Raw genomic sequence first — 10,545 nt, 5'->3', positions numbered from 1 at the left:
GTTTTTGTCGGCACGGGATTTCATCGCTTGAGCTTTATGGATGGGCGCATCAAACTCACACTGATTATCAACGACGCCGCTGCGGGTTTTACGCAACTACTCGCCACGACCCATCCCGCTTTTGCCAATTATTGCGCGAAAATCGATGCCTGGTTTTTGGATGGGTTTGCCCCTTCAAAAAACCCACAGATGTGGAGCGATGAATTATTTACAGCGATAAGCCAACTTAGCCACGCAGGCACAACAGCAGCAACCTTTAGCGCGGCGGCGATTGTTAAACAAGGATTAAGGTTCGCAGGATTTAACATCCAAAAAGTACCTGGATTTGGACGCAAGCGCGAGATGGTAAAAGCCCGAATGGAACGAGAGCCTGTTGCTGACGACCAGGACTCAGTGCAACCGCGCAGTTATTCACCCTACCCAGTACCTTGGACTATTGATGTTGCTGCCACGCCCCCAACAGAGAAACATGCCTTAATTATTGGCGGTGGCTTGGCCGGCTGTACCAGCGCGCGCACATTGGCGGAGCGCGGCTGGACAATTACCCTGATAGAGCGACACGCGGAACTTGCGCAAGAGGCGTCCGGTAATCCGCAAGGTGTGCTCTACGCAAAACTATCTCCCAAAAATGAAGCACAAGCAGAATTTAATCTGCATGCACTGCAATTTGCGCAACAATTTTATCGTTCGCGCTGGAATGCGATAGGTGAACAATGCGGTGTATTACAACTGGCACATTGCGCGTCCGAACAACAATTGCACGAACAACTGCGCGAAAAATTTTCCGCCGCTGATGAGTTAGTAGAATTTGTAGATGCAGCACAAGCGACGGCTATTGCAGGTGTGACGCTTAACCACAGTGCACTGCACTTTCCCAAGGCTGGCTGGATTAATCCACGCAAACTCTGTGAAAGTTTAACCGATCATCCCGCCATTCGGGTGATCACTGATTGCGCCGCGCTGGCCTTGGAACACGTTGGCAATAATTGGCAAATCAATAGCAATCCTGAATTGCGTGGACCAGTGGTGATTATCGCCAACGCTACCGATGCAAAATCGTTTGCGCTCACACAACACCTGCCAATTAAATCTATCCGCGGGCAAATTACTTATCTTCCACAAACAGCCGCAAGCTGCACGCTAAAAACCCTCGTCTGCAGTGAGGGCTATATTGGCCCCGCTGTAAATGGCCTACATTGCACAGGCGCGACCTTTAATTTAAAAGACGATACGCGCGAGCTGCGCGCTGAAGACCATCGCACCAATCTGGAGAATTTGCGTTCGCCTTTGCCGGAATTGTTGGATGCGTGGGACGGGATAGCGGTAGAAAATTTGCACGGACGCGTTGCATTTCGCTGCACCCTGCCCGATTACCTACCATTAGTAGGTGCTGTTCCCAATGAACAAACCATGTTGGAAGACTTTGCACCGCTGCGCAAAAACGCGCGCGCTGCGATTTATAAAACAGGGGCTTACCACCCGGGTTTGTTTATTAATATTGGCCACGGTTCACGCGGTCTTGCTTACACTCCAGTGTGCGCAGAACTACTTGCAGCGCATATTAACCAGGAGGTATTGCCGCTGCCGCGCGAGCTCGCAAATGCCCTGAATCCGGCGCGCTTTTTAATTCGCGACCTGATCAAAAACAAACGCTAAGGCTGAAACACTAACACTTTTAGTCGCTCGTAACCTGCTCGGCTAACAGGTAATTTGACACCGCTATGCAACACCGCCACTTGTGCGTCCTTACTGATACGCTCCAAACATTTCACTGCACTGAGCCTGACAATAATCGAGCGATGGATGCGCACAAACTCCTGACTATCAAGCTGCGCCTCTAATGCTGATAAGCTCTGGGTTTTCAATATGGATTTTCCATTCCAGTAAATACTGATGTAATCATCTTGCGCTTCTATGTACTCCACTTCCGCCAGCGGGATAATATGAATCTGGCCACGATCGCGCACTACAATACGCTCCAGTTTAGTATCAGCAAGCAACTCTGGGATATTGACAGGCGCCGCATCCAACAATTTGCGTGCACGTGCAATCGCCTCATCAAAACGCGCTTGCGAAAAAGGTTTTAGCAAATAATCCACTGCATGCAAATCAAATGCTTTCAGTGCGTATTGATCGTAAGCCGTAGTGAAAATCACACCGCTAGTGCGTCCGGTTAACTCCAACACTTCCAACCCGTTGAGCTTGGGCATAAAGATGTCCAGCAAAACCAAATCTGGCGTAAACCTATTAATCGCGTCGACCGCTTCCAGGCCATTGGTGGCTTCGCCGATGATATTGATATCTTTGTGTTTGGCCAAATATTCACGCGTCAATGCTCGCGCTAATGGTTCATCATCCACAATTAATAACTGCAGAGTTTTAATCATTGCGGCTCCCAGCCATAACCGGCTCAAAAGGAATTATCATATCCAGATAAAAATTATTGTGCGCTTTATACCAGCTAATGCGTGATTTTTCCTGATAAAGGCTGTGTATGCGTGCCTTGAAATTTTTAAGCCCGGTTGCGGTACCTATTACACTGGGTGATTCCGGCTCCACAGGATTGCTAATTGCAATATGCAACCAACTATTTTCTATAACACTTTTAATCTGAACAACACCGCCATCGCTGAGATTACATATGCCGTGTTTAATCGCATTCTCCAACAATGGCTGCAAAAACATAGCTGGCACCTGCGCTGTCAGTGCTACCGGATCAACCTCCCAGTTGACGTGTAATTTTTCCCCGAAGCGGATTTTTTCAATCGCCAAAAAATATCTGCAGAGTTCAATTTCTTCGCCAAGGTTGATTTTTTGCCGCGCAGATATCGCTAATGTTTTACGATAAAAACTACCCAACTCTATCGCCATGTCGCGCGCCGCATTCGCATTAATAGATGTAAGCGCACTAATAGAGTTGAGACTATTGAATAAAAAATGGGGATTAATTTGGCTGCGCAGCATTTGTAACTCAGCATCGCGCGCGAGCAATTGGCTGGCAATTTGTTGGCGCTCTGCGCTGCGGATATTTTCAAAGGCGATAAAAACATCGTGTGCCAGCAGCGACACCAGATACAACAATAAAGCAACGACAAACAACAGAATTATCAACTGGCGATCTATTAGCGCGCTGCCTGAATGCCCGACAGCATCGCCAATTATTTGGCTCCAGAATACACACAGGATCACCCACAGCAGTGAAGACAACAAGGAGGCACTGCCAAACACAGCGACAACACTTAATACAGTGCGCTGGCGAATGGGTAATGAACGACATACATAGTAAGATGAAGTAAGGATAAATCCGTACAAGTGCACCGCCGGTAGCGAAAAAAGTAACGCGCTACTCCATGCAACTGAATGCACAATAACTAATGCCCAGGCCAATAAAATGCCCGGAATAGTCCATGCAAGAACATACCAAAGCAGTCGGCGCGGCTGAGATAAAATGGGATGCATAATTCTGCGCTTTAATTTTTGATTTCTACACCGCCCATAATCGCGGTGCCGGTGATGATCAGACGCTTGCTCGCGCCTGCGGGAGACACAGTTTTATCTTCAATCGCACCCATCAATGCAGTGCCGCGATTAACAATGCTCCAATCCTCGGGCACTTTAATAACAATGCCGCCCCAGGTAGCCCATAGATTAAGCACGGCGTCCGTTTGAATTGACGCACCGCGCAAATCCAACTCAACACCGCCCATCACCGCCGTGATATCACCGCCTTTAAAATCCTGCGCATTGCTCACCGTTTTATTGCCGCCCATCACGACACTGATATCGAGGCAGGAATTATCTGATGAACCCACTTCACCCGACCCAAAAGCCAATGAACCAGCCCTATCCTGCCCCTTATCTTTAAACATGATGTAAGCACCGACCGCGATCAATATCGCCGGCCACCAGTCCCACAAGTTGACATTCAGAAGACCGAGGTGTTTCAACGTCAGCACCACGCCAACAAAAATCAGACCGCCGCCGATAAAAATGCTGGAGCGCCCCTTGGAATGCAGTATTTTCAAAATGCCGACAGCAATAAATACCGTGGGCCAGAATTGGAAGAAATGCAGGGATTCAAAAATATTCAGTTTATCGATTAAGGCAAGCAAGCCGATGATCAATATAAAAGCGCCAATGACAACGCGCTGCTGGGGGTTTGTGTTAGCCATAATAAACTCCTTTAGAGTAATGACGGGGATGTTGCAACCTTAGGGCAATCCATTGGTGCTGTCGCTCATTCGTCGGTGGCTGGCGAAAATAGTCGGTGAATAACGTCGCGCAGTGTGCTTTCACGGTAATTGTCTATACTCCAAAGCATTCCACCAAGAGAGGTAACGCTATGCTGACCAACCGCGCCTATGTTTTGGACGATGAAGTCGATTTTCTGCATAACTATTACGAGCGGCTGGTAGTACAGGAAGTACACGACCAGAGCGAGCGCGTTCAACAGGGCGACCGCGATTTCCTCGCCGATGTGGCCTGTGTTGCCTTGAACCGCCTGCCACCGCGCTATATCCGTCACGATGTGGATATGACTTTTTTTATGTCGCCGCAGGATATGGTAGAGATCGAACGCAAAGTCAGCCAAGCGGTGACTGATGCACTGAGTTATGTAGAGAGCCGGGAGCGCGGCGAAAGCCCTAAACTACCGCCCGTTGAAGTCTCGCTTATTTCCACCCGGGGGGATAAACCCGCCAGAGCAGGCAAAGCGGTTACAGCAGAAAAAACCGAAGGATCCAAACCCGGAAAGGCACCAGCCAAAGCAAAAACACCCAAGAAAAAGTAGTCATCAACATTCAGTATCCAAACGAAAAAGGCCAATTAATGGCCTTTTTCGTTGTTGGTATATTCCAATTTAGCAGCGTTCGCCGGTATTTCTGAAATCACCTGTGAGCCGCTGCCACAGGCAATCACGGTGCGCATCGCTTCTTCCACACTTACATGTGGCAATAAATCCACACACTCGGCCGACAAGTGGTAGACAAATCCGGACGTAGGGATTGGTGCGGTCGGCACATAAACGGTGTAATCACCATTTGCATGTTTCGCCGTGACAATTGCGGTTACCGATACCCCTGCTGCACGCCCCATCAAATAGGCTCGGCACACTTCACCTCTCAACAGCGAGGTATTGCCTTCGCCACCCAATAATTGTGAGACCACTTCGCGGATGGTTTTGTAACCTGGGGCAAGGCGTGTCAGCCATTCATCCAACTGATCATGCACCCACTCGCCCACGCTGGTTTTAATGAACAAACCGATCAGAAAAAACGCGCAGAGTAGCAAGAGAACACCCAATACATCAGCCATGTGGTTGGTAAATGCCGTTTGCTGAACCAGCCAATGGCTCAGTGGTTGGATGATCGAACGCACCACACCCAACAGCCATTCCACCAACCACAAAAAAATCGCGATCGGCAGGATTACCATAAATCCACCGATCAGGGTGATGCTGACAAATGAACGCAAACGCTTCATGATTGGAGCCTTTTAATAACAATGGATTACCAAGTGAACCAGTTTCTTACCGCACTATTGTGCACCAGCCTGCTTTGTATAGCGAACCTGCTACCTGTGACAGCCCATGCGGCCGCGCCGATTTCGTTTGAGGTGCTCACAGAGCGCACCCACAAACCAACCCTTTTTACGCAAGGGTTGCTGGTGGATGGCGATCACTTTTATGAAAGCAGCGGCCTTTACAACCAATCGCTACTGGTCACCTACCCTATCGCAGAACCTGCTGGAACCTGGGCAAAAATCTCTGCACCTTTTACCAAAAAACAAGCGGTCCCTGCACGCTATTTCGCCGAGGGTTTGGCACTGCTGGGCGACAAACTCTACCTGCTCACCTGGCAAGAGCAAACCCTGCTGATCTACGACAAAACCACGCTTAATTATCAAAAAAGTATTAGCTACGAAGGCGAAGGATGGGGCTTAACCAGTGATGGCAAACAACTAATCCGTAGCGATGGCAGCGACACACTATATTTTCATAATGCAGATGATTTTTCCGTTACAAAAACGCTAAAAATAATCGACCAAGGCAACGCCGTTACACAACTTAATGAACTGGAATTTACAGGAGGATTTATTTGGGCAAATATTTGGCACCAGGATCGCATTGTTAAAATTGATCCAACAACCGGCGAAGCAGTCGGCGAAATGAATTTATCTGCTGTAAAACAAAAACTGCAACTCACGAATAGTGAACAGGTATTGAATGGCATCGCCTGGGATGAAAAACGGCAGGCATTTTGGATTACAGGAAAAAACTGGCCAAAAATGTTTTTAGTGAAATTAAAACCAAGTCAATCTTAAAGGTATATCAGGATGAACATCATCAGGGAAATTATTGCGATAATTCTGTTTATTGTTGCCATTTCATTGACCATTTATATTTGCATAGACACATTCAGTTGGACTTATCTTGTGATAGCAATTGCCTGCTATCTTGCCGCCTACTCAATATGGCCAAGCAAAAGACAGGGGCAAAGAGACGATAATTCTGTTTGGCTGGATATTATTGAATTGTTAATTGAAATCCCTTTCATACTAGCTCGTGGAATATTTCGATTATTTAAAGATAAAGATGGAGTAGATATTGATTTTTAGCCGATCAATACAACAAAGTTTATTTCGCTTTCAGCATCTCCGCCAACCCAGCCCCCACCAATGCCGCCCCACCCTGCGCCCAGCCACCATCCACAGGAATGACAGCACCGGTGATATAAGTGGCAAAATCCGATGCCAAAAATAAACAGGCATTAGCAATATCATCCGTTGAACCCATGCGCTGTAAAGGCACAGATTTTTTTACCGCTGCACGCAAACCTTCAGTAGGAGCCAAACGTTTCATACCTTCAGTGTTATCAATCGGGCCAGGAATAATTGAATTGATACGCACACCTTCAGCTCCCCACTCCAAACACAGGGTGCGGGTAATCATATCGACACCTGCTTTAGCTGCACACACATGGCTCTGCCCTGCCATGGGAATTTCCGCTTGCGGCGCCGAGATATTGATAATGGATGCACCCGGTTTTTGCAGATACGGATACACCGCCTGCATCACATGAAAGGTACCGAGCAAATCAATTTCGATGACCGAGCGAAAACCGTTAGGCGACATGCCCATCGCCAGCGCGGGGAAATTTCCCGCAGCACCTGACACCACGACATCCAATTTCCCCCACGCGGCTGCGATTTCTGCAATGCCATTTTTTATCGCTTCGGCTTCGCGTACATCGGCTGCAAATCCGCGCCCAACAACAGCGCCACAGGCTTTTAGCGATTGAATAGTATCGTCAACTTTTTCCTGAGCGCGGCTCACCACTGCAACCCGCGCACCGGCTTTAGCAAAAGTTTCCGCAATACCGCGATTAATACCGCTGGTACCACCAACAACAAGGACATTTTTATTTTTAAAATCAAAGGGCGTGCTCATAATATTTTTCCCAGCTGTTTTACCAAGATTAAAAACGTGAAAAATCCGGTGCGCGTTTTTCAAAAAATGCGGTGACAGATTCTTTGCATTCGTCGGATGCCAAGCCTGCAGCAAACCCGGCATATTCAGTACTTAAGGATGCATCCACCGCAACATTGGTTGCCGCGCGCAGCAGGGCTTTGGTGCGCCGCACAGCACCTGGCGGCTGCGAGGCGAGGCGCGCAATTTTCGCACGCGAATATTCCGTCAATTCATCCCAGGGAACGGCTTTGGTCACTAATCCTAATGCAGCTGCATCGGCACCAGAGAAGGGTTCGCCCAGTAAAAATAATTCCGCTGCCTTTTGTTGCCCCACCAACCGCGGCACCATATAGCTACTCGCGTATTCCGGGCACAATCCCAAATTCACAAAAGGCAACTGCATACGCGCATCATCAGCGGCGTAAACCAGATCGCAATGCAAGAGCATGGTGGTACCAATGCCCACGGCATGGCCGCGCACGACAGCAACTACCGGTTTACCACAGTGGCGCAAAGCCTCCATAAAACGCACTACCGGATGGTTATCATGAATTTCCGGTTCATTCATAAAATCCATCAGGTCGTTGCCGCTGGTAAAAAATTCGTCGGTGCCGGTCAATACTAAAACGCGCACCTCGTTATCCGCATCAGCCGCTTTAATCAAATCGGCTAGCGCGCCATACATGGCGAGCGTCAGGGCATTTTTGCGCTCGGGGCGATTAAAACTCAGTGTCAGGACACGGCTATCGAGCTGGGCAAGAATCTGGGGAATCGGGCTAGTTATCATTATCGGATCCTTCTTGGATAGAAGTGGAAAGTGCAGATACAGGGTTGGATTCAAGAGTCGTATGAGTATAGACAAACTCATCCAGCCTGCGCTGGTGAACAGTCACAAGCCTATAAAAGATGGCATCACCCACCCTCGGCGGGTACAATTCGCCACCTTCCGTATTTAGCTGCAGCGACCGAATTTACCCTATGAATATCCGTGAATTACTGAACCAAAAAGTCCTCAATGCCATGGCAACAGTGGGCGTACCCGCCGCCCTGCCCGCCCTGATTGCCCCCGGTAAAAAAGCCGGTTTTGGCGATTACCAAGCCAACTGCGCGATGGGCGCCGCCAAAGCCATGGGTACTAACCCGCGAGAACTGGCCGCCAAAATTGTCGCCGCACTGGATCTGGCCGGAATCGCTGAAAAAGTAGAAATCGCCGGCCCCGGTTTTATCAACATCGACCTCAACCCCGAATGGCTGGGTGAGCAGATCGCCAAAGCGCAGAGCGATGCGCGCCTGCAGGTTGAACAAGTAGCCGCACCACAAAATGTGGTAATCGACTATTCCGGCCCCAACCTCGCCAAAGAAATGCATGTCGGCCATTTGCGTTCCACCATCATCGGTGACTCCCTCGCCCGCCTGCTGGAATTTCAGGGGCACAATGTCATTCGCCAAAACCACGTGGGCGACTGGGGCACACAATTCGGTATGCTGATCGCCGAGCTGGAAGAACAATTGGGAGCCAAAGGCGATGAAGCTATGGCACTCAAAGATTTGGAAGTGTTTTACCAGCAAGCCAAAAAACATTTTGATGACGACGAAGCCTTTGCCAATAAAGCGCGCGAATATGTAGTGCGTTTGCAATCCGGCGATGCGCAAATGTTAAAACTCTGGGAACAATTCAAAACCATTTCCCTGCACCACAGCACCGAGATTTACCAACAGCTCAACGTCACACTGAAAGACACTGATGTGCGCGGCGAAAGTTTTTACAACAACGATCTCGCGCCCGTAGTAAAAGAATTGCAAGACCAAGGCCTCGCTGTTGAAAGTGACGGCGCTCAAGTGGTATTCCTGCAAGAACTCGCCGATAAAGAAGGCAATCCATCGCCGATGATTATCCAAAAACAAGGCGGCGGATTTTTATATGCCACTACCGACTTGGCTGCACTGCGCTATCGAGTGAACACACTGAAAGCCAATCGCATTATGTATTTTATTGATGCGCGCCAATCGCTGCATATGCAACAAGTATTTACACTTTCACGCAAAGCAAAGTTTGTGGATGAATCTGTAAGTCTTGAGCACTTGGCGTTCGGCACCATGATGGGCAGCGATGGAAAACCGTTCAAAACCCGCACCGGCGGCACCGTTAAACTCGCCGAGTTATTAACCGAAGCCGTTGAACGCGCAAGCGCATTGGTAAGTGAAAAAAATCCCGATTTGTCTGCCGATGAAATCGCGGAAATTTCACGCAAGGTGGGCATTGGCTCAGTGAAATACGCCGACCTGTGCAAAACCCGCACTAACGATTACATATTCAGCTGGGAATCCATGCTCAGCTTTGAAGGCAACACCGCACCTTATCTGCAATACGCATTCACTCGTGTACAAAGTATATTCCGCAAAGCCGGAGTTACTCCTGAATCACTCACCAATGCGATTATTATTGGCACAGAGCAGGAAAAAACCCTGGCAATTAAATTGCTGCAATTCAGTGAAGTGTTGGATCAAGTCGCCCGCGAAGCCATGCCGCACTTGCTCTGCACTTATTTGTACGAAATCGCCAGCTTATACATGACCTTCTACGAAGCCTGCCCGATTTTGAAAGATGGTATAGAAGCTGACGTGCGCGATAGCCGTTTGCGTTTGTGTCACTTGGTGGCGAAAACGATTGAGCAGGGATTGGAGTTGTTGGGGATTGAGGTGATGGAAAAGATGTAAATATTGCAATACAAAAGTGTTGCCAAAAGCCCGGCATAACCGCCGGGCTTTTTTATGCATGCCAGAATGAAGGCAAGCCACTGAAGCGCCAAACCAATCTAATAACCAGCCGGATTTTTAATAAATTCCCATAATATTTTACAAGCAATGCTCCAGCTCTTTGCCCTACTCTCAACCATATCTGATATTTCGTCGAGTTTGTTACGATCGTATAAATTCCCATTAAATATTACCGCCTCTATACTCTGCGTATTACGAATATCTTCGAAGGGATTTTTATTGAGTAGGATCAGGTCAGCATTCATACCTGCTGCAACACCACCATATTCTTTTTGTAAGTCAAAGTATTCAGCTGGCAG

General features: G+C 48.4%; 11 protein-coding genes and 1 pseudogene. 5 read left to right on the top strand and 7 right to left on the bottom strand.

Going from position 1 to position 10,545, the window contains the following annotated elements:
- The coding region (mnmC, locus tag ACWA6V_RS10150; RefSeq protein WP_449522379.1) for a bifunctional tRNA (5-methylaminomethyl-2-thiouridine)(34)-methyltransferase MnmD/FAD-dependent 5-carboxymethylaminomethyl-2-thiouridine(34) oxidoreductase MnmC at nucleotides 1-1,656 on the top strand (1,656 nt) is incomplete at its 5' end.
- Here the strand turns inward: mnmC and ACWA6V_RS10145 are convergent.
- Genes ACWA6V_RS10145 through ACWA6V_RS10135 form a run of 3 tightly spaced genes read right to left on the bottom strand, consistent with a single transcriptional unit; the run spans nucleotide 1,653 to nucleotide 4,172 of the window.
- Nucleotides 1,653-2,387, bottom strand: coding sequence for a LytR/AlgR family response regulator transcription factor (locus ACWA6V_RS10145; RefSeq protein WP_449522378.1), 735 nt, complete (start codon nucleotides 2,385-2,387; stop codon nucleotides 1,653-1,655). The genes mnmC and ACWA6V_RS10145 overlap by 4 nt on opposite strands.
- A complete protein-coding gene (locus ACWA6V_RS10140) occupies nucleotides 2,380-3,459 on the bottom strand; it encodes a sensor histidine kinase (protein ID WP_449522377.1) in 1,080 nt (359 codons plus the stop codon). Before ACWA6V_RS10140 ends, ACWA6V_RS10145 begins: the two co-directional genes overlap by 8 nt.
- Before the next feature lie 11 nt (nucleotides 3,460-3,470).
- Entirely contained in the window at nucleotides 3,471-4,172 is a 702-nt protein-coding gene (locus ACWA6V_RS10135; protein ID WP_449522376.1) for a LiaI-LiaF-like domain-containing protein, read from the bottom strand.
- 170 nt (nucleotides 4,173-4,342) lie between these two features.
- Between ACWA6V_RS10135 and ACWA6V_RS10130 the strand changes: the two genes are divergently transcribed.
- Nucleotides 4,343-4,789 (top strand): late competence development ComFB family protein, encoded by a 447-nt coding sequence (locus ACWA6V_RS10130; RefSeq protein WP_449522375.1) that lies wholly within the window; start codon nucleotides 4,343-4,345, stop codon nucleotides 4,787-4,789.
- A 35-nt stretch (nucleotides 4,790-4,824) separates the two neighbouring features.
- Here the strand turns inward: ACWA6V_RS10130 and ACWA6V_RS10125 are convergent, their stop codons facing one another.
- Nucleotides 4,825-5,481 carry a DUF502 domain-containing protein gene (locus ACWA6V_RS10125; RefSeq protein WP_449522374.1) on the bottom strand — a complete coding sequence of 219 codons (657 nt, stop codon included), beginning with the start codon at nucleotides 5,479-5,481 and terminating at the stop codon, nucleotides 4,825-4,827.
- A 33-nt stretch (nucleotides 5,482-5,514) separates the two neighbouring features.
- Here ACWA6V_RS10125 and ACWA6V_RS10120 point away from each other — a divergent pair, with 33 nt between their 5' ends.
- Nucleotides 5,515-6,321: a glutaminyl-peptide cyclotransferase gene (locus ACWA6V_RS10120; RefSeq protein ID WP_449522373.1), complete on the top strand. Its 807-nt coding sequence runs from the start codon at nucleotides 5,515-5,517 to the stop codon at nucleotides 6,319-6,321.
- Between the two features lie 12 nt (nucleotides 6,322-6,333).
- The gene (locus ACWA6V_RS10115) at nucleotides 6,334-6,615 is read left to right on the top strand and encodes a hypothetical protein (RefSeq protein ID WP_449522372.1); all 282 of its coding nucleotides are present in this window, start codon (nucleotides 6,334-6,336) and stop codon (nucleotides 6,613-6,615) included.
- Between the two features lie 19 nt (nucleotides 6,616-6,634).
- Here the strand turns inward: ACWA6V_RS10115 and ACWA6V_RS10110 are convergent, their stop codons facing one another.
- Both ACWA6V_RS10110 and ACWA6V_RS10105 read right to left on the bottom strand, forming a co-directional pair.
- On the bottom strand, nucleotides 6,635-7,447 hold the full coding sequence (locus ACWA6V_RS10110) for an SDR family oxidoreductase (RefSeq protein ID WP_449522371.1): 813 nt from the start codon (nucleotides 7,445-7,447) through the stop codon (nucleotides 6,635-6,637).
- 28 nt (nucleotides 7,448-7,475) lie between these two features.
- On the bottom strand, nucleotides 7,476-8,255 hold the full coding sequence (locus ACWA6V_RS10105; RefSeq protein ID WP_449522370.1) for an enoyl-CoA hydratase: 780 nt from the start codon (nucleotides 8,253-8,255) through the stop codon (nucleotides 7,476-7,478).
- Nucleotides 8,256-8,446: 191 nt separating this feature from the next.
- Between ACWA6V_RS10105 and argS the strand changes: the two genes are divergently transcribed.
- A complete protein-coding gene (gene argS / locus ACWA6V_RS10100; RefSeq protein WP_449522369.1) occupies nucleotides 8,447-10,186 on the top strand; it encodes an arginine--tRNA ligase in 1,740 nt (579 codons plus the stop codon).
- Nucleotides 10,187-10,284: 98 nt separating this feature from the next.
- Here argS and ACWA6V_RS10095 read toward each other — a convergent pair.
- Nucleotides 10,285-10,545: pseudogene (locus tag ACWA6V_RS10095) on the bottom strand (amidohydrolase family protein); the annotation flags it as partial.

The sequence above is a fragment of the Cellvibrio sp. genome (assembly GCF_053579595.1).
The sequence above is the reverse complement of the archived record's forward strand: the minus strand, read 5'-3'. Positions and strand labels throughout refer to the sequence as shown.